At 59.5% G+C, this 19,808-nt stretch carries 16 protein-coding genes and 1 tRNA gene; 7 read left to right on the top strand and 10 right to left on the bottom strand.

What is annotated here, in order from left to right:
- Positions 1-605 precede the first annotated feature (605 nt).
- Entirely contained in the window at positions 606-770 is a 165-nt protein-coding gene (locus V1283_RS24975; RefSeq protein WP_334389160.1) for a hypothetical protein, read from the top strand.
- Positions 771-1,305: 535 nt separating this feature from the next.
- Here V1283_RS24975 and V1283_RS24970 read toward each other — a convergent pair.
- From V1283_RS24970 to V1283_RS24960, 3 genes are all read right to left on the bottom strand, one after another.
- Complete coding sequence (locus V1283_RS24970) at positions 1,306-2,691, bottom strand: radical SAM protein (protein ID WP_334389158.1); 1,386 nt, start codon at positions 2,689-2,691, stop codon at positions 1,306-1,308.
- A 126-nt stretch (positions 2,692-2,817) separates the two neighbouring features.
- Positions 2,818-3,090: a hypothetical protein gene (locus V1283_RS24965; RefSeq protein ID WP_334389157.1), complete on the bottom strand. Its 273-nt coding sequence runs from the start codon at positions 3,088-3,090 to the stop codon at positions 2,818-2,820.
- Between the two features lie 67 nt (positions 3,091-3,157).
- Entirely contained in the window at positions 3,158-3,466 is a 309-nt protein-coding gene (locus tag V1283_RS24960) for a hypothetical protein (protein WP_334389156.1), read from the bottom strand.
- A 316-nt stretch (positions 3,467-3,782) separates the two neighbouring features.
- Here V1283_RS24960 and V1283_RS24955 point away from each other — a divergent pair, with 316 nt between their 5' ends.
- Positions 3,783-4,184 (top strand): helix-turn-helix domain-containing protein, encoded by a 402-nt coding sequence (locus V1283_RS24955; protein ID WP_334389155.1) that lies wholly within the window; start codon positions 3,783-3,785, stop codon positions 4,182-4,184.
- Between the two features lie 985 nt (positions 4,185-5,169).
- Here V1283_RS24955 and V1283_RS24950 read toward each other — a convergent pair.
- Positions 5,170-5,385 (bottom strand): hypothetical protein, encoded by a 216-nt coding sequence (locus V1283_RS24950; RefSeq protein ID WP_334389154.1) that lies wholly within the window; start codon positions 5,383-5,385, stop codon positions 5,170-5,172.
- A 632-nt stretch (positions 5,386-6,017) separates the two neighbouring features.
- Here V1283_RS24950 and V1283_RS24945 point away from each other — a divergent pair.
- From V1283_RS24945 to V1283_RS24935, 3 genes are all read left to right on the top strand, one after another.
- Positions 6,018-6,209, top strand: coding sequence for a hypothetical protein (locus V1283_RS24945; RefSeq protein WP_213256063.1), 192 nt, complete (start codon positions 6,018-6,020; stop codon positions 6,207-6,209).
- Positions 6,206-7,390: a hypothetical protein gene (locus V1283_RS24940; protein ID WP_334389153.1), complete on the top strand. Its 1,185-nt coding sequence runs from the start codon at positions 6,206-6,208 to the stop codon at positions 7,388-7,390. The genes V1283_RS24945 and V1283_RS24940 overlap by 4 nt, the downstream gene beginning before the upstream one ends.
- 90 nt (positions 7,391-7,480) lie before the next feature.
- Positions 7,481-7,810 carry a GcrA family cell cycle regulator gene (locus tag V1283_RS24935; protein ID WP_334389152.1) on the top strand — a complete coding sequence of 110 codons (330 nt, stop codon included), beginning with the start codon at positions 7,481-7,483 and terminating at the stop codon, positions 7,808-7,810.
- A gap of 117 nt (positions 7,811-7,927) precedes the next feature.
- Here V1283_RS24935 and V1283_RS24930 read toward each other — a convergent pair whose 3' ends face one another.
- From V1283_RS24930 to V1283_RS24920, 3 genes are all read right to left on the bottom strand, one after another.
- Positions 7,928-9,295: a hypothetical protein gene (locus tag V1283_RS24930; RefSeq protein ID WP_334389151.1), complete on the bottom strand. Its 1,368-nt coding sequence runs from the start codon at positions 9,293-9,295 to the stop codon at positions 7,928-7,930.
- Positions 9,296-9,574: 279 nt separating this feature from the next.
- Positions 9,575-10,756 carry a MalY/PatB family protein gene (locus tag V1283_RS24925; protein ID WP_334389150.1) on the bottom strand — a complete coding sequence of 394 codons (1,182 nt, stop codon included), beginning with the start codon at positions 10,754-10,756 and terminating at the stop codon, positions 9,575-9,577.
- A 91-nt stretch (positions 10,757-10,847) separates the two neighbouring features.
- The gene (locus tag V1283_RS24920) at positions 10,848-12,629 is read right to left on the bottom strand and encodes an acyl-CoA dehydrogenase (protein ID WP_334389149.1); all 1,782 of its coding nucleotides are present in this window, start codon (positions 12,627-12,629) and stop codon (positions 10,848-10,850) included.
- 276 nt (positions 12,630-12,905) lie between these two features.
- Between V1283_RS24920 and V1283_RS24915 the strand changes: the two genes are divergently transcribed.
- Positions 12,906-12,980: transfer RNA gene (locus tag V1283_RS24915), tRNA-Gln, on the top strand.
- Between the two features lie 426 nt (positions 12,981-13,406).
- Here V1283_RS24915 and V1283_RS24910 read toward each other — a convergent pair.
- Together V1283_RS24910 and V1283_RS24905 are read right to left on the bottom strand one after the other, a co-directional pair.
- Entirely contained in the window at positions 13,407-14,117 is a 711-nt protein-coding gene (locus V1283_RS24910; protein ID WP_334389148.1) for a hypothetical protein, read from the bottom strand.
- Between the two features lie 900 nt (positions 14,118-15,017).
- Complete coding sequence (locus tag V1283_RS24905) at positions 15,018-15,887, bottom strand: serine hydrolase domain-containing protein (protein ID WP_334389147.1); 870 nt, start codon at positions 15,885-15,887, stop codon at positions 15,018-15,020.
- 645 nt (positions 15,888-16,532) lie between these two features.
- On the opposite strand from V1283_RS24905, the gene V1283_RS24900 reads away from it, so the two are divergent.
- Positions 16,533-17,759: a CaiB/BaiF CoA transferase family protein gene (locus V1283_RS24900; RefSeq protein WP_334389146.1), complete on the top strand. Its 1,227-nt coding sequence runs from the start codon at positions 16,533-16,535 to the stop codon at positions 17,757-17,759.
- 775 nt (positions 17,760-18,534) lie between these two features.
- Here V1283_RS24900 and V1283_RS24895 read toward each other — a convergent pair.
- Positions 18,535-19,437 carry an AraC family transcriptional regulator gene (locus V1283_RS24895; RefSeq protein ID WP_334389145.1) on the bottom strand — a complete coding sequence of 301 codons (903 nt, stop codon included), beginning with the start codon at positions 19,435-19,437 and terminating at the stop codon, positions 18,535-18,537.
- Between the last annotated feature and the right edge of the window lie 371 nt (positions 19,438-19,808).

The following is a 19,808-nucleotide window of genomic DNA, read 5'->3' as shown; positions in this document are numbered from 1 at the left end:
ATACGCGGCTGTGGCGCGCCCTAACGGCAACGGCTGCAATAATGGTTGGCTGATGCCTGAAATCGCAGCGCTCTGGGTGAGGAGGTAAGACTATGGCCGATAATTTAAGTATTGATGCTCTTCGCGGGTCAGGTACCCGCCTGCTGGCCAAGATGGCCTTGGGAATGATTAGCCGAGAGCTGAGCAGCGATCCCAAGGCACGGACTGCATTCATCCGGGACCCGACTGGATTCATCAGGCAATATTACGGTTCTGCGGCCAGCCCCAACGAAGAGCAGTTTTTCCGAAGCCTGGCTAAATTTTACGAGGTCGGAAACTGTTGCGGGAACCAGTGTTGCTGCTCACGCAACGCATGAAGCTCTTAAAGCTCGCCGCCGTCAGTTTCCGCCTGATACATGCGACATGTTTGACCTTGGGTTGAGTTCGGGTGTGTTGCCCGGCAAGAAATGCGATTCCAGGGCTTCCGCCTCGATGCTACTTGCGCGGGGGTTAGGCGCGATGTAACGGCAGTTCGTTGGAAATCAGCACCAACAGCGTGTCTTTTGTCCGTAGCTGGTCCGCGATCTGTGTCCAACCAGGAAGACCGACGAACACAGCGCACGCTAATGTCGCCCGCCCGCCAGATGTACTCGACGGCGTCGCCGAGGTCCAAGAACCAGATGCGCTATCCCAGCGAATACCGCGACTTCGTCGTCAGATCTGCGAGCGGCGCGGTGATCCTGCTCGACTCGATCGCGACCATCGAGCAGTCGACGCGCAACGGCCGCTAGGCGGCAATGGTTCAACCGACAGCCTGCATCTCCATGAGGCGTCAACGCGATCGAAACGGTAGACCGCATTCAGGCCCCGCTGCCGGAACTTAAGCGCCGGGCGACGCGACATCGCGCGGCTTATTCGTTCGCAACAGGCGGCTCGCGGAAGGGTGCAAGCCTCTCGCCCCATCGGTTCAATTCGGGGTTGCTTGAATCCTGATCTGGGCAGGTTTCCGAAGCCAGTCGTGCCTTGTGGGCGATGATGCAGCCGCAAAGTACGCACATTCGTGCGTCAGCGTCGCCACTGCTCGTGGCCCGGTAGATAAGTCGTTTTGGTACCTTCATCATATTGGGGCAGGCGAGGCAAACAGCGAGGCGTCTTTGGAAGACCTCGTCGTCGACTGTGGCGAATCCAGTCCTGCTCCATTTCCAGATCGCTTTGGCAGCCCGCTCCACCAAGTCTGAATTCGAAGGCTCTGAATCGTCCATGCGTCCTCAAATTACGTGCAGCCCTTGCGGCAATCTCGCCGATTTTCCTAGCTGTTGAAGAACCTTATTCCCCTGGTGCATCGACGTAGAGTTTGAACAGATTTAGGGCCATAGGAAGATACTTCCATTGGAGTTCGTCGGATTTCAAGTGCGCCAGCTCGACGACGGCCGCACTGACCATCGCTTCCACGAAGCGGACCTCGTCCTCCGCGACGACGCCGTGGTCGTCATTCTTAAAGTAGTTTCCACCGGCACAGCCTTGGAGAAAGCGCCAAGCCCACGACCTCGCTAAGGTTGGAATCGATTCGGGCCGCAGGCCTTCCACAAAGGACTTTTGCGCGGCATCTTCGAGGACTTCCGCACCGCGTTGGGTTACCGAGCCAAGGCGGAACTTCGATTTCCGGTAGAACATGAAGCACGGATAAACCGTACCATTGGAGTCGACAGCAATGGTACCATTGCCTGCAGGGCAAATGAATATTGACGGGTGCTCCGCGGGGTGGACTAGCGTGTCCACCATCTCGACCACCGCGCTCAGGAAGCAGAGCTTGTCGACGGGTTTGGTTACAACGTCGCGGATGGAACGTATAACCGCCGCTGCGTAGTATGAATTCACGATGTCGAAGTCTTCCGGTCGTACCGCCAGTGGATCATGCCGGTTTGATTTTCCCAAGACGTTGATCGGCATGTGCAGCAGATGAATTCCCAGCTCATTGAGAACATAGTCCATGACGTCAGCGACGCTGACACGTTCCTCAACGTGGAGTCGCGTGTAGGTGCCCTCAATTTGGCCGGGCTGGCCGGTCTCCTCTTTGAGAATGCGAATGTTTTCCGCAACACGTTGCGTTATGGGTTTTCCCGAACGCGCGATCCGAAGTCTGTCGTTAATCTCCGGTGGGCCATCGAGGCTAACCGTCATTTTTATTTCATAGCGCTTTATGAGGTCGATAATCTTGGGCGTCAGGATCGTCCCGTTTGAAATCATTGTGTAGACGGGCCGCATGCGTCCAAGCTCATCGGCTGTCGCCCAGCCGAACTCGCAGAGGCGTTCGATAACATCCGCGTTCAGCAGTGGTTCACCGCCAAAGAACATCACCCGCGATATTTGGTCGTAGGTCTCGTAGAACCGCTTGAACGCCGTTCTACCGACCTCAAAAGTCATCTTTTCCTGCGGGCCTCCATAGTCTCCCCCCTGCGCATAACAGTAAACGCAATCGAGATTGCAATAATTGGCGACGTTCAGTACCAGCCGGTCGAGCCAGCGGCCACGTTTCCAAGGGCGCGACTTTGCGCTCCCCGGCAGCCCGACTGCCCCCAAGTCACCGAATTGTGGGGAAAGGTGGTGCAATGCGTCGACCACCCCCGCCGCTTCCTCAATGGTCGAGATTGGCTCGAAGGCAAGGGTCCTCGGGTCAAACGATGCGCGGCGTTCCTGATAGGAAACGATCATGGGACAACTCCCTTGAGCATGAACCGACACGTACGTCTTTTGGCAGGGCAGAAGGTTCTGTCACGGTTGCGGCGCCTAGCGAGGCGTGCCTTTCGCTAGACCGGCAACGACCTCCGCCGACCCATGCTACATTTCGGCGCTGTGACCGCACCCGCAGCCGCCACCGCAGCAATTGCCATTCTCGTAAATCTTAGCCAAGCTTCGGAAAAACTGCTCTTCGTTGGGGCTGGCCGCAGAACCGTAATATTGCCTGATGAATCCAGTCGGGTCCCGGGTGAATGCAGCCCGTGCCTTGGGATCGCTGCTCAGCTCTTGGCTAATCATTCCCAGGGCCATCTTGGCCAGCAGGGGGGTACCTGACCCGCGTAGCGTATCTAAACTACTATAAGCTTCAGCCATGGCCGACCTCTTCGTTAGCCTCGAACTTTTTCAATTGGACGATGCTGTTCGCACGACGCCGCCAGCGTTATTCACGCTGCTGAATGCCCAGGCGGGCTGTGCATCCGGAACCTTGGCCGCCGCCGCCACAACCGCAACCGCCTCCGCAGCAGTTGCCGTCCTCGTACATCTTGGCCAAGCCCTGAAAAAACGCCTCTTCATTGGCTCCTGCAACGGTTCCATAGTTGGATTTGATGAAGCCGGAAGGATCGCTAATGAACGCAGCGCGTGCTTTGGGATCGCTGCTCAAATCCTGGCTGATCATTCCCAAAGCCATTTTGGCCAGTAACGGCGTACCTGAACCGCGCAGGGTATCAAAATTGAAGGTCTCCGCCATGGTGATATCTCCTTTTGAAACCTTTTGGCCGCTAGCACGAACACCTTAGCTTCCGGGAACCCAGTGTGGGTCTTGGGATGTGGCTCTGCCCTTAAGCAGTTTGAGCTAAGGGAGAGAATTGTGCCAGTCGCCCAAATTAGCTACCTCAGTTGCACGACATGATGTTGCAGCGTAAGGTTGGTCGGCTTTACCTTTGATTTGGTAACGCGTGTTCGATCGGCGCTTGAAGAATGATGAGCAATCATTCGATCGGTCTATCTCTTCAAGTCTTACAACGCTTTCGTTCTTTGTCCTCTCTTCCGCAGAGGAGTCGGTGATGGTCGCACCAGCCATCGAGAATGATTGGGGGCAAGACAAAGAGCAAGAGCTCGTCAATGAGCTGGTGCGTCGCCTCGTTGCTCTAGTCGCGGTCGACGACAGGTCCGAAGTTCATTCGCACCCGGATTCTGAGCAAATCATTTTGGATCTCAACGTGGACGGAGTTCATTATGTTTTGGTCAGGACGGCATCGTTGTCCTCGCCTCGGGATACTCTAACTTCGCGCGAACGAGAAATTGCGGGCATGGTCGCGAAGGGTTATCATAACAAGACCATTGCAGCCGCTCTGAAAATCAGCTCTTGGACAGTCTGTACCCATCTACGCCGAATCTTCGCAAAGCTCGGCGTTACGTCGCGCGCTGCCATGGTTGCCCGACTACTGGACGAACACAAAGTGTAAATTCGCGCGCAATAGCACGCCGCCGGCGCTCTTTGGGCGCCCGCCTGTCATCAGGCTTGCAATAGCCACGCCATGCGCCTTCCGGTCTCTTCAACCCACGCTTGACCGTTGCTCCAAAACACCAAATTCTCTAGCTAATTCAGCGTGATTTGCTCAGTCCAGTCCCTCCCGCAAAAACAATTCCCTTCGCGATCACCCCAAATCAGCACTATCAATTCCGCCGTCTCATCCCTCATGAGGGGCGGATCGCGAGTCGTCACGGACGCGGGGTGGGATGCGGTGGACGCAGCAGCGTCGGCGTGAAGCGTGTTCGCAGGGCGGCTTTGCCGTGAGTGAACAACAGCGCGCAGACGAACGACGCTTCCGCCTTCGCGAAAACTTCGACGGGCTTTACTTGAGTCCGGCGAAGCCTCTTGGCGAAGACGGATGTTGCGTACGGCAAAACCGTGTGGTCCTGGCATCCGTGGCTGATGCTAAGCCTTGCGGAGACGCGTCGGCCCAACCGGGCTTGGACAAGTCTTCAATCCGCGAGGCGACGGTGGCAAAAGGAATTCGTCGCCGGGGAGAGCGCGGCATAAGCCGTCAACCCATTGCGCAGGGAATGCCGGAGTGCTCCGGCTGTACCTGTATGCTCGTGTGCGCACTCTTACGCAAACATTGCACACGAGACCGCGGGTGCAGCAAGCACCCGGCATTCCCTGCTCCCTCTGTTTTGAGGGAAACGGCTCATGCAAACCTCGGGCGTAAGTCGCGCCGCGAGAAGGTGAAGTCATATTCAGTCGTCATCACCCGCGCATGCGGGTGATCCAGTATTCCAGAGATGTCAGTGATTGAAACGATAGGCCGCAGCGTACTGGATACCCCGCATTCGCGGAGTATGACAGCGTTGTGTGTGGCCGCCGACCTGCGCGGTAAATGCCTCCGCGACGAGCGGGGCCGGCGTGACGTAGCGCTGCGGATCCGCAGCAGCTTCGCGGCTAGTCGCTCAGGCTTCGTTCTTCGGAACGTATTTTCCGAGCACGCATTTGTAGCCCTGCAAATGCCATTCGCGATACGGCCCCTTGGCGAGCCAGTCGGCAATGCCGATCTGCGCGTTGACCGCGCAGGCGCTCATGGTGATGCCGGACTGGTCACTGGTGGTGACGACCTTTTCGAGACACAGCTGGCTGTTGCAGAGAACGGCGACGAGAGTGACGAGCATGGCGACCTTCGTTGATAAGGAATATCCAGTTCGTTCAGCCAATGCAGGGTTCATGCCAACATTGGTGCACGCCGTTTTTTTGGACGCTCCCTTACGCGAATTGCCCTGCAAAAATGCACTCTGCCGTAGCCGTGCTCTTTTTTGCGCGGGACGGATACCGGCAATGCCAGGGAATGCAAACTGCGCTGAGCCTAAGGGCGGGCGTGGACGATTCGCAAAGCGTAGAACTACGGGACCGCGGCGGAATGGCGATGACTGTCTTAACGCTGCAACAGTTCTGATTGCGCCGCCTGAGCCAGCGATGACGCCGGCAGCGGCAGAAATCGTATGCCCCGCAGCATGAGTAGAGCGACTTGTCCGCCTTCGCTCGGCACGGCTGTGAAGAACGAGGACGTAAACCAGCAAATTCGGATTGTCCGGTTGATTTCGTCCTCGACGCGTATTTCAGACTCAATCCGGACATCGCGCCATGTTCGTTTCGCGCTCCGCGTGCAGAGCGGTTCCCTCCCGCGAGCAGGATGAGACATTAGTGCAACAACCATCGTCCTAAATTTCGGAAGGCGCATCGTTAAGAAGCGGCGGCGCGCGCGTGGAGATATAATCGCGTCGACGAATCCGAAAAGGAGTTTTCGATGTCGAAGTTTGCGATTGGCGAGCAAGTCGAAAACGTTGCCAACGATCACGAGTCGGGCACGGTTGTCGCCGTGTTTCCGACCGTTGATGGAAGCTTTAGATATGCCGTCGATACGGAAGGTTACGGCACGCTCCAGTTCTTCGCCGAGGAGAAGCTGGCATTTGCCGTTACGAGGCAGGGGGCCACATGACAGGCCGTGCAACCACGCAAGCGATCTCCGCGACCGAACTGACGGAGGGCGACAGTGATGCTGTGCGCATCAGGCATCAGCTTGACGCCTGGGCCAATGCCTCAAATCGCACGCCCCGATTGGTGGCGGCGCCTGCGGAAGACGTAAGCGCGGAATCATCCGGCGAGGCGCCGTTGCCGGCGACGAAACGCAGCCGCGCCTCCCCGGCATCCGGTCGCACCAGGGCGGCCAAGGGCACCAAGTCCAAGGCAGCCAGGACGACCAAGGCCAAGACGACCGAGGCCAAGACGACCGAGGCCAGGACAGACGAGGCCGATGGCGAGCCGGAGGTGCCCAACGCGCCGCTCGAGCCGCTGACGGTTTCCGTCGTACCCGCCGTGCCGGAGGCCGTTCCCGCCACGCCGGAACGCGCCCGCACCAGCCGCGCCTTTGCCCTTGTTGCGGCGCTCGCCCTGGCGACGGTTGCTGCCTATTTTTCAGTCGCAGGCATGGCCGAGATATTTCCCGGCGCGCCGGTTGCGGTGATGGTGCTCGCCGCCACGATGGAAGCCGGCAAGCTCGTGATCGCCGGATGGCTGGCCGCGCATTGGCGCCGGACCAACTGGAAAATGCGCTCGGTCATGGCGGCCCTCGTTGCCGGCCTCGCGCTCATTAATGCCGCCGGGGTGTTCGGCAAGCTGGTCGAGGCGCATGTCAGCGTCGCGGCCTCGTCGCGTTCCGGCGTCACCGAGCGCCTTGAAGCGCTCGACGCCCGCGTGACGGCACAAACGGCTGTCGTTGCCGACCTCGACAGCCGCATTGCGCAAATCGACCGGGCCGTGGATGAATCGACGAAGCGCGGCCGGGTGACGCGGGCCATCAACATCGCCACGCAGCAGCGCGTGACGCGGGATGGCCTCGATACGCAGCGGCAGGCGGCGACCGCCACGCTGGTCGGCCTGCAGACGCAGCGCGCAGCGCTGGCCGGCGAACGTTCCCGCATCGAGGCATCCGCAGGCCCGATCCAGTATCTTGCGATGATGGTCGGCGCCGCGCCCGAAGTCGCGGTGCGATGGCTGATATTGTTGATGGTGCTCTGCTGCGATCCCGCAGCGATCGCCTTGACGGTCGCGGCGGCCGGCTCGCGCGCTCGCGACCCGAGGCGAGAGTCGATCGCGGTAGCCAATTCGCCGAGCTCTTGATGGCTGCGTTAACGACGAGATGAATCATCGGACGAGGCATCATCAGCAACGACTTTCCTGAATCCGATATTCGGTGTATAAGCATCTCCCATGAGTTGGGATGCGAAAGACGTAGCACTGCTCAAAGAACTCTGGGCCGCGGGCTACAGTGCCGGTCAGATCGCAAGTCGATTGGGCCATAGCCGCAACGCAGTGAGCGCCAAGCTGAAACGCATGGGCCACAAGCGGGGTCACAAGCCACCGACGGCCAACCCCAGGATCGTGGCGGTGCCGACGCGAAGACCAGCGCTCGCGGCAGCCTGCGAGCGGCCGGTGGACAGGGTGGTGTCCAAGCCCAAGCCGGTCGCGAAGCAGGCCAGGGAGCTCACCAAGCGTGAGCTTTACGCCATGCTGGCCAATGCGGTCAGGAATACGAGCTGACGGTTACTGCGGCGCTGTCTAGATCAGAGGGTATGATCGATCCGCTCCTGACCGGAGCGGAGGCAAGGCACGCTTGCAACCTTCCCGCCATGTGCGGGAAGGGCGTGCTCGAACCGGCTACATGGTTCTGCCCTTCGACAATCTTGCGGTTTTGGCGATTTTGGCCTGTGCGGTTTTGACCTTTGCGGCTTTGGCCTTTGCGGCTTTGGCCTGTTTCGCCTTGCTGCGGTCGTCCCGTGCCGCGAGCCGCTTGCCCTTCGTGACCACCTTTGCTTCCGCCTCTTGCGTTTTTTTTGCTCCGCCGCGGCGAGAAACATATTCCTGGCCGTCGATCGGCGCCACATGGGGCGGATCTCTATCGAGATAGGGACGCCCGACGCCAAACTCCTTGCCGCGCTCGTCGATCCATTTCCAGAGCTTTTCGGTGGAGACCCATCGCTGCGCCCGGGTCGCGCCCTTGACGCTCACGATGTCGGCCGCAAGCCCGCGGCCGTAGCCGCCGCGGTAACTGCCGCCATGGTAGGATCTGTCGGTTGCGGCCTTCAGGCCGGTTGCGATCGACTGACGGTAGTCGTCGCGGAACGCGCTGGTGATGCCGGGTTGCAGTCCGGCCTGCTCCGCCGCGTAGAGCGTATAAAAGAGTTTTAGCTTGAAACTCCGGTCCATGCCGCCGATCACATAGTCCATCATCGCCATGCCGACTTTGTCGGCCGCCTTCGGGTCCTTCCACCCAAACTCCTCGTCGACACGCCTGGTAAAGGTCCGGGTGACGGTCACCTTCTTGCCCCGTCGTTTGACCGTCACTTTCCTCCGTTCCTCCACCTTGATGGCGTCGATCTTGGGCGCCCGTTCGTAGAGCGCCCACAGGTATCGATCGATGCAGATCTCCGCGACCAGGCACTCCTCGTTGATTTCGATGGTGGTCACAGCCGGCAGGGCGGCGTCAGGCGCCGGCTCGGCCGTGGACAGCGCTTCGGGTGGAAACACCTGCGAGGAATCGGTCAGCGAGGCCACAACAAAAGATTTCTCGTCCACACTGGCCGTCGCGTCGGCGACTTTCTCCGGCACGGGATCAGGCGTGCTCGCCGTCGCGCTTTTGGCGGGCGGTGCTTCGGGCGGCAGCGCTTGCGACGAATCCGGCAACGACGCCACGACAGAAGGTTTCGGCTCATCCAGGCTTGCCGCCCTGTCGGTGGCTTTCTCTGGCGAGGATGGGGTGGCCATCGCCAGCTCGAGGTTGTCGACGGCGGCGCTTGCCACGACGATCGCCTGCGGCGTGGCCGTAGGCGCAGTGCTTGCGACGAGAGATGGTTCGCGGCGTTCCAGGATTGAGACCGCACGGGCGTTCTCGACGGAAGCGCTGACGTTTCCGACGGGGGCCGAACCGAAGCCTGCAAGCCACGCAAACACACAGCTCGCGAGGGCTGTGCCCGCGAGAAGGTTGATTCGACGCTGCGCCTTCGTCGCCAATCGCCATGGGTCCATGATCCGGCCTCCCAAGGCTCCGCATGAGCCTGATTGCACAAGCACGCGACCGCGCTCATTCTTCGGATTGCGAAATGAATGCGCAACGGCCGGAGACTAAGATCATCCATTTTTTCTAAGGTGTTGCTTCAATACCACGCGCTGCAGCATGGAACTTGCTGTGCCATTCTGTGACGGATGCAGTTGTCATCACCCGCCTTGTGCGCAATTGCGCACTGGAGCGGGTGATCCAGCATTCCAGAGACAGCAGTGAGCAGCCGCCAATACCGCGACCGGAATTTACGTTCGCAGTTCTCTAAAAGCGTCATCGAGGCGATCGAGCGCCTCCTCGAGAATCGGCCGCGGAGTGGCAAAGTTGAAGCGCAGCCAGGTTTCGCCGCCTGGCCCAAATTGCTCACCTGGGCTTGCGAAAATGCGTGCCCGATCCTTGACCCTTGTTGCAACGTCTTTGGCCGGCAATCCGGTGCCGGAGAAGTCGACCCACGCAAGATAGGTTGCATCGAGCCGCATCGACCGTGCGCCCGGCGCCGCGCGCTCGATCCTGTTGTCGAGGATATCGCGACTGCCGGCGAGATATGGCAGCAATGCATCGAGCCAGCTATCGCCGGTTCGCCAGGCCGCCTCGGTGGCGACCATGCCGAAGGCGTTGTAGGAGGCAAGCCCGCTCGCCGCGATCCGCGCGTCGAGCCGCTGTTTCAGCACCGGATTCGAAGTGAAGCATGCGCCGACGTGGGCGCCTGCGAGATTGAAGGTCTTGGTAGCGGCCACGCAGGTGATCAAGCGATCCGCGATCTCGGGAGCGGCTGACAGGGTCGGCGTATGCCTGGCGCCGCCCAGCAGGAGATCACAGTGGATTTCGTCGGAAACCAGAATCAGGTTGCGTTCGGCGCAGAAGAGGGCGAGCGCGCGGATCTCCTCGACCGACCAGACGGTCCCACCCGGATTATGCGGGCTGCAGAAAAACACGATTCTGGTTCGCGGCGTGAGTTTCGCGGCGAGTGCATCGAGGTCCATCGTGTAGCGACCCTGACGCAAGGACAGTTGCGCGTCGAGGATGCGTCGCTCATTGGCGAGAATGATCTTTCGGAAGGCATGATAGGCCGGTGGAAACACGACGACTTCATCGCCGGTCTCGGTGACGGCTTGAAGGATGAGGCCCAATCCCGAGACGACACCGGGCGTTGGGCTTACCCAGGCCGGGTCGATCGACAGGCCGTGACGGCGCATCATCCATTCGGCAAGCGAGATCGCCCAACTCCCGGTGTCGGCATAATAGCCATGGACGGCACGGGTCACGTCGGCGGTCAGTGCTTCCGTCACGCCTGGAGGCGCCGCAAAATCCATGTCGGCGACCCACATCGGGATCCCGTCCGCTGCCGCGATCCCTGAAAGCTTGGCCATCATGTCCCACTTCGACGCGTGCGTGCCGCGGCGGTCAATTACGCGATCGAAATCAAACATCGGGACGGTGGCTCCTGCGCTCACATGTGGCGCGTCAAATGCGCGTTGGATTCAAGAACTTGTTGGTCAGGTCAGGACAGCACGAGACGCGTTACCCCAGCAGCACCGTGTCCGCGCCGTTCACGGCGTCTGAGCTCTCGGTCACCGTCTTCTCCAGCGATCCCGCCTGCACGGTGATGTTCTCGGCAAAGAACCGCGCCACCGTCACGTAGCGCTGCGGATCGCCGGCATCGCCACTACCCTTGGCGGCCAGCGCTTCGCCGGCCAGCATGCAGCCGCCGAGCGTCGAGCCGAACAGGCGCAGATAGGGCGTGGCGCCGGCGAGCGCGTCGTTTGGCGCAGACGTCACGCGCTCCAGCAGCCACTTGCTGGCGCGCTCCAGCGAGCCGAGCGCATCGCGCAGTTTTGGTCCCGTGGTACCAAACGCCGGATCGTTCGAGGCTTCCACCTGCTTGACGATGCCGTTGAGCTCATCGAGCAGGGTCCACACCGACGCACCACCGCTCGCTGCGAGTTTACGCGTCACCAGGTCGATCGACTGAATGCCGTTGGTGCCCTCATAGATCGGGGTGATGCGGGCGTCGCGATAATGCTGCGCGGCGCCGGTTTCCTCGATGAATCCCATGCCGCCGTGAATCTGCACGCCGAGATACGCCACCTCGTTGCCGATATCGGTGGAGAACGCCTTTGCGATCGGCGTCAGCAGCGCGCCACGCGCGGCGGCATCGGCCCGCACTTTCGCATCCTTGGCGCGCACGGAGACATCCATCGCGACGGCGGTGGCGTAGCAGATCGAGCGCGCGGCTGCGGTCATCGCGCGCATCTGCAACAGCATGCGCTTGACGTCGGGATGCACGATGATCGGGTCGAGCCCGTCGCCCTTCTTGCCGACGGCGCGGCCCTGCTTGCGTTCCTGCGCGAAGGCCAGCGCCTGCTGATAGGCGCGGTCGGCAATGCCGACGCCCTCGAGGCCGACGCCGAGGCGGGCCTGGTTCATCATCGTGAACATGCAGAGCATGCCGCGATTTTCCTCGCCGATCAGGTAACCGATCGCGCCGCCATGATCGCCCATTGTCATGGTGCAGGTGGGGGAGGCGTGCATACCGAGTTTGTGCTCGACGCCGGACGGATAGATGTCGTTGCGCTGCCCCAGCGAGCCGTCGGCATTGACCATGAATTTCGGAATCAGGAACAGCGAAATGCCCTTGGTGCCCGCGGGCGCATCGGGCAGGCGTGCGAGAACGAAATGCACGATGTTATCGGTCATGTCGTGGTCGCCATAGGTGATGAAGATTTTCGTGCCCTTGATGCGGTAGGTGCCGTCGTCAGCGCGCTCGGCGCGGGTGCGCAGCGCGCCGACGTCGGAGCCGGCCTGCGGCTCGGTGAGCTGCATGGTGCCGGTCCATTCGCCGGAGACGAGCTTTTCCAGATAGATCTGCTTCAGTTCATCGCTGCCATGGGCATCGAGCGCCTCGATGGCGGAGAGCGTCAACAGCGGGCAGAGGCCGAAGGCGATGTTCGAGGCGCTCCAGATTTCGGTGCAGGCCGCGTTGATCGCCATCGGCAGGCCCTGGCCGCCAAAAGCTTCCGGGCCGGACACCGCGTTCCACCCGGCGGCGATCCAGCGCTGATAGGCATCGGGCCAGCCGGGCGCGGTCGTCACCTTGTCGTCGGCGAGCTTGATGCCGTGTTCGTCGCCCACCCGGTTCAGCGGAGCCAGCACGTCGCCGGCGAATTTGCCGGCTTCCTCCAGCACGGCCGAGGTGATGTCGCCGTCGAAGTCGCCGTAATGGCCGGCCTTCACGGCCGCCTGCAGCCCGGCGCCATGGTTGAGCGCGAGCAGGATGTCGGAGATCGGCGCGCGGTAAGTCATGTCGAAAATCTCGCTTTTTCGGATAGGCTGCTGTCGTCTTCCCACGAAACCGGAGTTCTCTCAACTCTCCGCTGGGCGGTATTAGTCCGCCCGGGGGCGCGCAAACCGGCCCGGCGGCATCCACAGCAATGACCCATTATATACAGGGACATGCCCACGGGCCCGATTTTGGGATGAAATTCGGCCCTGCGGCTGTTGAAATGACGTGACTCCCTCTATAGACCGGCGGTGCCGGAAGCGTCGCGCTGGTCGATCCCGTGTTCCGGCCCGGCCTGTTGGGGCGTAGCCAAGCGGTAAGGCAGCGGATTTTGATTCCGCCATTCGGAGGTTCGATCCCTCCCGCCCCAGCCAGGCACTCCTGCGGTCGGGCAGGCTCCACGAGAGACGCGCGAATGGGCCGGAAGTCCGGGCTTTTCGCGCATTCAATTTTGTCTCCGGACTCCCGGTTTGCAGATATCGAGGTGGAAATCGGCGAAAGTCTCCGGCCTTGTCCGGGAATATTCCCGTTTTGGGGAGACTATGGGCGGAGACCGGTTTGATCAGCACTGCCGCCCGACCGTGGCACTCCATTTTGGTCAATTCTCCCGTACCGACCGCGCGGATTCGGTAATCTCTCATTGGACGGCTACGCGACCATGGCACTCTAATGTAGGATAGCCAGACGCGCCGAAAGCCGCACGCGTGAGCAATACAGCGAGAACGGTTGCGAAACCGAGTGGAGATCCGCAAAATTCGGCGAGCGCGCAATAAATGCTGTCGTGTAACAAAGTACGCCGATTATGCAGCCCTACGACCAAGGCGAGCCGCTGCAACAGCCCGACCTAAGCTCGAAGATAGCCGACTGTCGAGGAGTTGAAGGTGACGAAGCGAGTCATGCAGATCATTGAGCGCTTGAGGAGGCGCGAGAAACGCTACGTTTTCAAGACGACCCGCAAGCGCCACCATAGCCTGATCACGGTCACAATTTGCGCTGGCGCATTCTACAAGTCTGCAAACGATATCAAGGGTAGACCCATCGACTGGTAATTCGCGCACTTTTTCCACGCAAAACTCAGCGACAGAATTAGCCAGTCCGACATCCCTTGTTTGAATCGCTACGAATGAAAGAACTTGGAGTACATACTGCGTATCATCGTCGTCCCAACGAATTGCGTCCTTCTGTAGTCGATTTACAATCGAATGGCAGGCACCAAGACTCTTCTCGGTCACACCAGCGGTATAAAAACCGGCGCCGCAACGTAAAAGGTTAGTCGTTGTAGGCTCCGCGACAAGCCTGTCGTAAGCGGGACGAAATATGTAAAGCTCGTCGTCGGATGGCATCTTTCGTGGAGCGCTCTCGCCAATCGCGGGAAGGACTGTAAATAACTCAACACCGTTTTTAGTGATCCACTCGCGGGCTTTTGCAAGCCGTTCAAGCCAGGCTTCAGGTTTCGACCCATCAGGGATCTTATTAATTGCGTTTTCAACGCGACCAAAGGCGTCGGCCACGAGATGTTTTCCAGTTAGCCAATCGGCTTTCCATCGTGGCTCCCGATCCATTTCGAGCAAGACTGAGAAAAGGAAAGCCTTACCAGAATGCTCCATCGTCCACTTAAAGAGAGTATCGGTATTACTAAACCCGCATGCTCGGAGGATTAGCGACGAATGAGCGGACGTGGTCACGCGTCTCCAGAATGTGGGCCTCAATGATAGAGTTGAGTGTTGTGCCAAACGAGCTGATGTCAATACAAAAGCGCTAGCATACGAGAGGCAGCGATGTCGCAACGTCTCCATGTCAAGAAGGCGATCCAACAATTTCAAACCCGCGACTTCAAGGTGCTCATCTTTTTCGAACGCCGATGCGCAAATTTCGAATGCGCCTACTTGGGCAAAATGATCTGGCAAAGAGGCCGCACTCTGTAGGATCTTCAAGAGCCCGGTTTTTGGGAGTGCTTTGAATCTGTCAATTGGAACCAGTGCCGGCGCGCAGAAAGACAAGGATATGGAACGAAAAGCACGAATGGGATCCCCAGCCCGCAAACGGGCTCTTTCAGCCTTACATTCAGTGGTCAGGAAGGTTTCAAGAGTCTGAGAATCAATTGGGGGGGCGACTAAGTTGTCCCAGTGGCGGAGGTCGTTCGGAAGAAGGTCTGAATTTGTCGACTCACGAGCGGCGAGTGCTGCTTTCACGGATTGAACGAAGCTCTCCTGCGATGTGAGAAGGACTTCGACGACGGATAGAAAATCTTCATCAGAAAATGCCGATTCCGAGCTATTTTCAGCCTAGCTGATCGACCATTGCCGACCATAGGGCCCATGGCTCGTCTCGATGTACCGGGTCCTCAATTGCAGTGTGCACCATGACGACCTTTGAGGCCGGATCAACGCAAATATACTGGCCCTTGTATCCTAACAACGCGAACTGCCGCCTCTCGCCGGGAAACAGCCACAAGAGATAACCGTAGCCAAATCTTTTCGTCGCCGCGCCCGGTAGCCATCCGAAGCTCGAACGGTTGTTGCATCGATCATCCATTGCGTCGGGACGATCTGCTTGCCATCCCATGCGCCATCATGCGCCAGCAAACGCCCAAGTCGGGCGTAATCGCGCAGAACGGCATTGAAGCCGAAGTGCCCCAGTTCAAATCCTTCTGCGTCTATCAACCAATTAGCATCGGCTTCCGCGCCGATCGGATCCCATACTTTCTCGCGCAGGTAGCCGGAGGCTGACTTGTTGACAGCACTGTGAAGCACCATGCCGAGCACGTCGGCTTCTATGCTGGCGTAGTAAAATCTCGTTCCCGATGGGGCGATACGCTGATTGAATTGCACGATGCTCTTAACCGTGCCCAACCTCCATTCCGGGAACGCGATCCCCATGCCGTTCCACAGGCGATTGAGGTCGCGTCCTCCGTCTCTCGTTTCACCGAAATCGACGCCTGAGGACATGTGCAGCAGATCGCGGATTGGCGTCCTGCCGTACTCGCTGCCCATAAAGCCCGGCACATAAGTTTCGGGGATATCATCGACCGACTTAATCGCACCTTCGGAGATGGCGATCCCGATCAACAGTTCGGTTATCGACTTGACCATCGACTGGGATACGAACCGATCTTGATCAGTTCGCGCGTACTGATAGCGCTCGAAGATAATCTGGTCGTCCTTGGCGATCAGCAGGCCAGTGACTGGATTGCGCGACATGTAGTCGAGGGGCGAAAACTTGCTTCCCTGAAAATTGTAGTAAACTTCTGCCCTTGAGCACTTGAACGTCCAAGGCGTCACAGCTCGCTCGATGAGCCGCGTTCGATAGATGTGATCGATATGGGTGAATGCGCCGACGCGGTATTTTGGCTCCTAAGGGTTGCCTTGCCTCCGCGCCTCTGTAATGTCGGGAAGAGGATAGCCATCTTTTGCGCCGTAAAGCTCGGCGTTTGGACCTGTTCCGGAGAAAATCGGACCGGCGCAGTCTTGCGTCTCGCCGGGGGAAACTGGTTCTGCGGTTGCGGGGATGGGGCCGGCCAACGCACAGGCGACCGTAGCAGCCAGCGATGAAACAGCCTTACGACGGGAATATTGCTGCGCCGACATGTAGTCCCCCAAGGGCTCCTGTAAGTAGAGACCAAATTGAGGGGAAACTTCAAGGCGTATGTCTCTTATTGGCACATCGCGTCACTTATTGCGGTGCAACGATATGTCCGAAGTTGGGGGTACACCGGAAGTGGTCGGCGCAAGGTCAAGCCGACGCGATTGACCCAAACCGGACGCGGTAGCACGAACATTCCAGTTACGACATTTTCATTCAATCTGGTGGTAGGTCTTCGCGGCACAATCGCGATCCGAGTTGATCGCCCCCGCGATGAGGCTCCTCGATGAGGCGATCAAAAAGCCGAGGACGCTGGTACGGGTGCGCATATTGAGGTGGTGACAATGCCGGACGACAACATCTTTTCCGGACTCAAGGTGGTGGATCTCGCGAGCTTTATCGCAGGCCCGAGTGCTGCCGTGATTCTGTCGGACTTCGGCGCCGACGTCATCAAGGTGGAGCCGCCGAACGGCGAGCTATTGCGAATTGCGAACCACGTGCCGCCGCAGCCGCTCTCCGAGGACGCTTACCCCTGGCACCTCGCGAATCGCAACAAGCGGGGTATGGAGCTTAATCTGAAAGCCCCGAGCGCGCAGCAAGTTCTCGAAAAGCTCGTCAAATGGGCCGACGTGCTCATCGTCAACACGCCGCACCCGGCGCGTGCGCGACTGAAACTTGAATATCAAGACGTGGTGCAGTGGAATCCACGGCTGGTCTACGCCGACATCACCGGCTTCGGCGACAAGGGGCCGGATGCGAATCTCCCCGGCTTTGACATAACGTCTTACTGGGCCCGCAGCGGATTGCTGTCGATGACGCGCGATGCCGGCTCGTCGCCAACCTGGCCGGTGGCCGGCAGCGGCGACAATGCAACCGCCGTCGGGCTCTATTCGGCGATCGTCACTGCCTTGTACCGTCGCGAGCGCACCGGCGAGGGGGCGCATGTCACGACCTCGTTGCTTGCAGAAGGCGTATGGTCCGCCAGCGTTTCGATCCAGGCCGCGTTGTGCGATGCTAAATTCTTCGGGCTGCACGATCGCAAGAATCCTGCGAATGCGGCCATGAACGTCTGGCGCACCAAGGATGACACCTGGTTCGTTCTCATCATCACGCCCGACAAGCTGGCACCCGTCGCCAAGGCCATCGGCCGCCCTGATCTTCTCACCGATCCGCGGTTCTCCAATCCGGCGAAGCTGATGGCGAATATGCCGCAGCTCACGGCAATCCTCGACGAGATCTTCTGTGCCGAGCCGATGGCGCATTGGTACGAGGTGTTCAATGGCGTTCACGTGACGTTCGGAGCGGTGCGCGGGCCGCAAGAGGTGATCAAGGATCCGCAGCTCCAGGCGAACGACATCATCGTTCCGCTCAATGGTGCCGGCGGCAAGCTGACGTCCACCATCTCTAGCCCGCTTCAGGTGCATGGCGTCGCCAAGGTACCCGCGAAGCGCGGCCCAAAGATTGGCGAACACAACGAGGAAGTTCTCCGGCAGCTGGGATTCAGCGCGACCGAAATCGATGGTTTGCGTGCGAGTGGTGCCATTCCGAAAGCAAAGGAACATGCCGCTTAACGCGACGAACTGTCGGGGGCGGTAGGGGTGGCCCCGACACCTCGACTTGCAGCGAGATTCACCAAAGGCAACAGGACTTCGACGATGGCTTATTGTTACCGAACATGCAGGAAGCGTTTTGCGGGGTCCAGTTTAACCGGCCGACAAAGCGAAATGCGATGACGTCAGCTATGTACGTGGCTCTCGCAGGCATCTTCAACGAGGCGGCGAATGACGAGAACACGCGCAAGCCGGCCGCAGCGCTGCGGCTCCACGCCAAGTCGGGGAACGCTCAAATTTTTTTTAGCTTCACACAGGGTAGACCCGATGCGGACATCAGCCTACGCGCCATAGGACGCCGCCCTCACACGGCAAAGGCGGAGCATTGGCCTACACTGAGGTCTAGCCTCTGATGGGTCTGTGGGTTCACACAGATTCGCCTGCTGATCGCGAAGCCGAGACCATGGTCCAGTTGGCGGAAAGCTAGCTGTTGCTGAACAATGCATCACCCGATCAAGCATCGATATTCAAGTTTTTTAGCTTCGACACAGGGTAAAGCCCGGGATGACCGCGAACTGATATTCTAAGTCCATGGTCATCGTCGAGTCGAACTGCTTCAATTGTGCCGGTGGTCCCGTCGGTAAAAATCGCTCCGATTCCGATGAGTTTGTGGGCCTCGAAAAAACGGTCGAGAATGGCTATAGCCAGCTGATGAGGATGATCCATCCCGCCTTGTTAGACGCCGCTGGCGTCTCCCTCTTGGAGCAACGTATCACGATTTGTGGATTCTGCGCCCTCAGTGCTGTCGCGCCCGACGCCATACACCCGGACTTACGCCAACCGTCTGTCTGAAAACTCGCGAGAGGTGACTCTGGTCGCTGAAGCCGCAGGCCGCGGCCACATCAGTCAGCGACATCCGACCATCGTGCAGCTTTTCCTTTGCTACCTCGATACGGCGCTTCATTAGCCATCGGTGCGGCGGCATTCCTACGGAACGGTGAAACGCGCGCGAAAAATGGGACATTGACAACCGGCATTCCCGCGCCAGCTCCTTTAGCCGTATATCACCGAGGTCGGCGGTGATCATCTCCTTCGCGCGTCGCTCCTGCCATGGCGCGAGCCCACCCTTGGGAAGGCGCGACATTGGCTGCATGCCTCCATAGGTCTGAGCGATATGCACCCCGACCGCCGACAGGACGTGGTCGACAAACAATCGGCGAGCTTGGTCGGGATGGTTGAGGGCGGGCAGCAGCAAACTCCCGAGTCGGGAAATCGCAACGTCGTTGACGCCTACTCCGGGCTTATAGCTCAGATCGCGAACTCTGGGCGCGTTAGCCTCGTCAGCGATCGCGTCCAGCGCCGCACGCGGCAGATAAAAAACCAGAGAGTGATAGGGCTTGTCGAGGCGGACGGTGGGGTCTCGCTTCAGGTCCTGGAGGCAAGTCTCGCCAGCACGCAAGTCGTACAGCGGCGTTCGTCGGCCACCCTCCCAATATTCGCGATTGGGAATATCGCGAAAGTGCAAAGTGAGGAGAAACGCATCCTCCAGCCGAATCGAATCGCTCATTTCCGACGACGGGCGATCACATCGAAGCTCGGTGACGGCTATCTCACCTTTGCAAAATGCTCGGGTGACCATCGCCGGTGCGTTTTCGACTCGGAATCGCTCGCCAAGCCGTTGTCCATAAGCCTCGGTCACGGTCCATCCTTTCTAGCGTGCGTGCTCCACGCCGTTCGCGGTGTATTGTTTCCCGCTGTACACGGTGGTCGCGGGGCCGACATGCGCGAGCTCTCGAGCATGCCGGATGTGGTCGACACGGCCGATGTCGCGCCTATTCCCTACCTACTGGTTATGCGACCCGGCAGACCGTCGCGCAAAATGTCGGTGGTTCGACCACCGTCGACGTGAACGCGTTCAATCCAGACGGCAGCCTCGCCAACGAGACCGTGTCCAGCACCAGCCTGTTGGGCTGGAAGTGACGATGGTCCGGTCCACCATGGAACCGCTGGCGTTGAGGTCGGTGACAGTTCGCATGTAGGCTCAATTCGAGTTTGAGGTAGGCACAATTC

Origin of the sequence: Bradyrhizobium sp. AZCC 2262 (assembly GCF_036924535.1) — a bacterium.
In the GTDB taxonomy this organism is placed as follows: domain Bacteria; phylum Pseudomonadota; class Alphaproteobacteria; order Rhizobiales; family Xanthobacteraceae; genus Bradyrhizobium.
This window is presented reverse-complemented; position numbering and strand designations above follow the sequence as displayed.

Bases quoted from the DNA above. Each gene is read 5' to 3' on its own strand.
- V1283_RS24920 (WP_334389149.1), bottom strand. From the start codon at position 12,629: ATGACTTACCGCGCGCCGATCTCCGACATCCTGCTCGCGCTCAACCAT.
- V1283_RS24965 (WP_334389157.1), bottom strand. From the start codon at position 3,090: ATGGCTGAAGCTTATAGTAGTTTAGATACGCTACGCGGGTCAGGTACC.
- V1283_RS24960 (WP_334389156.1), bottom strand. From the start codon at position 3,466: ATGGCGGAGACCTTCAATTTTGATACCCTGCGCGGTTCAGGTACGCCG.
- V1283_RS24970 (WP_334389158.1), bottom strand. From the start codon at position 2,691: ATGATCGTTTCCTATCAGGAACGCCGCGCATCGTTTGACCCGAGGACC.
- V1283_RS24935 (WP_334389152.1), top strand. From the start codon at position 7,481: ATGAGTTGGGATGCGAAAGACGTAGCACTGCTCAAAGAACTCTGGGCC.
- V1283_RS24940 (WP_334389153.1), top strand. From the start codon at position 6,206: ATGACAGGCCGTGCAACCACGCAAGCGATCTCCGCGACCGAACTGACG.
- V1283_RS24975 (WP_334389160.1), top strand. From the start codon at position 606: ATGTCGCCCGCCCGCCAGATGTACTCGACGGCGTCGCCGAGGTCCAAG.
- V1283_RS24950 (WP_334389154.1), bottom strand. From the start codon at position 5,385: ATGCTCGTCACTCTCGTCGCCGTTCTCTGCAACAGCCAGCTGTGTCTC.
- V1283_RS24900 (WP_334389146.1), top strand. From the start codon at position 16,533: ATGCCGGACGACAACATCTTTTCCGGACTCAAGGTGGTGGATCTCGCG.
- V1283_RS24945 (WP_213256063.1), top strand. From the start codon at position 6,018: ATGTCGAAGTTTGCGATTGGCGAGCAAGTCGAAAACGTTGCCAACGAT.
- V1283_RS24955 (WP_334389155.1), top strand. From the start codon at position 3,783: ATGGTCGCACCAGCCATCGAGAATGATTGGGGGCAAGACAAAGAGCAA.
- V1283_RS24930 (WP_334389151.1), bottom strand. From the start codon at position 9,295: ATGGACCCATGGCGATTGGCGACGAAGGCGCAGCGTCGAATCAACCTT.
- V1283_RS24925 (WP_334389150.1), bottom strand. From the start codon at position 10,756: ATGTTTGATTTCGATCGCGTAATTGACCGCCGCGGCACGCACGCGTCG.